The organism is Bradyrhizobium sp. Leo170 (genome assembly GCF_004296405.1).
GTDB lineage: Bacteria > Pseudomonadota > Alphaproteobacteria > Rhizobiales > Xanthobacteraceae > Bradyrhizobium.
Map to the genome: position 1 here is coordinate 1 of NZ_PSRR01000717.1, position 1,396 is coordinate 1,396.

At 60.7% G+C, this 1,396-nt stretch carries 1 protein-coding gene; it reads left to right on the forward strand.

What is annotated here, in order from left to right; all coding sequences use genetic code 11:
- The first annotated feature begins 18 nt into the window (after positions 1-18).
- Positions 19-1,254, forward strand: coding sequence for an IS701 family transposase (locus CWO89_RS44220; RefSeq protein WP_130231940.1), 1,236 nt, complete (start codon positions 19-21; stop codon positions 1,252-1,254).
- The last annotated feature ends 142 nt before the right edge of the window (positions 1,255-1,396 follow it).

Here is a 1,396-nt window from a genome sequence, read left to right on the forward strand (position 1 = left end):
CTGAATCCATGGGCAACCATGATTCGAAGATCGTGGACGCAGGCAGCGTCGATTGAGGAGACGCTTGCGTTGTGGGCGGCGTCGCTTCGGGAGATCAAGAAGCGGATACGTCCGTTGTTCAGGCAAGAACGTGTTGCGAGGAATGCGGGCCTGTTCCTGGAAGGCCTTCTCGGAGATGAGCAACGCAAGACCGGTTGGATGCGCGCCGAGGCGGCTGGCGATCCCGGCCCATGGCGTCAGCAGGCGATCCTGGGCCGCATGGATTGGGATGCGGATGCCCTGCGCGATATCGTGCGTGACTATGTCGTCGAGCATTTGGCGGATGACGATGCGGTGCTCGTGATCGACGAGACCGGTTTTCTCAAGCAGGGCAAAGCGTCGTGCGGCGTGGCGCGGCAATACACTGGTTCCGCAGGCAAGGTCACGAACTGCCAGATCGGGGTCTTCGTTGCCTACGTTTCGCGCCACGGTCATGCGTTCATCGACCGTACGCTGTATCTTCCGAAGGAATGGACCGACGATCCGGATCGCCTGGAAGCCGCATATGTGCCTGCCGACGTCGGCTTTGCGACCAAACCGAAGCTCGCGACGAGAATGATCGCAGGCGCAATAGCCGCGTCTGTGCCATTCAAGTGGGTTGCTGGTGACACCGTCTATGGTGTTGGCGATATCGAACAGCAACTGCGCCGGGCCGGCAAAGGCTACGTGCTCGGGGTCAGCAGCGCTCATGTGTTTCGATCCTGGGGCAAGCGACCGCCGGTCTCCGGTACGGCCGCAGACATCGCCCGGACGCGGCGCTCATCCGACTGGAAGCGCCTGTCGGCGGGAGCCGGAACCAAAGGACCGCGGCTGCACGATTGGTGTTATCTCGAACTGGCCGACCTCGAGGCCGAGCCATTCAACAGTGCAAATGATGGTTTGTGGACACGCGGCCTACTGATCCGTCGCCGCATCGCCGATGGTGACCTCGCCTTCTTCACCACCTGGTGCCCAGCGGGAACATCAATTGAAACGCTGGTCGCGGTCGAAGGCCATCGCTGGGCGATCGAGGACAGCTTTGAAACCGCGAAAAACGAGTTCGGGCTCGATCACAACGAAAGCAGATCCTGGCATGGCTGGCATCGCCACGTCTCCCTGGTGATGCTCGCCTTCGCCATGATGGCGGCAATCCGTCATCGCGCCAATCCGCTGCCGCCCAAAAAAACGAAACGCCGAACTCCGGCAAAAACCAATGCGTCGCCACGGCGTCATTGATCCGTTGGTCAATCCAGGAAGTCCGACGCATCGCCATCAGACTCGCTCGAAAGCGAATCCAACCCGCACACATCATCGCATGGTCACTTTGGCGTAGAGCTCACCAGGCCGCCGCCCAGCGCGCGCACTTCAAAACAAAAAG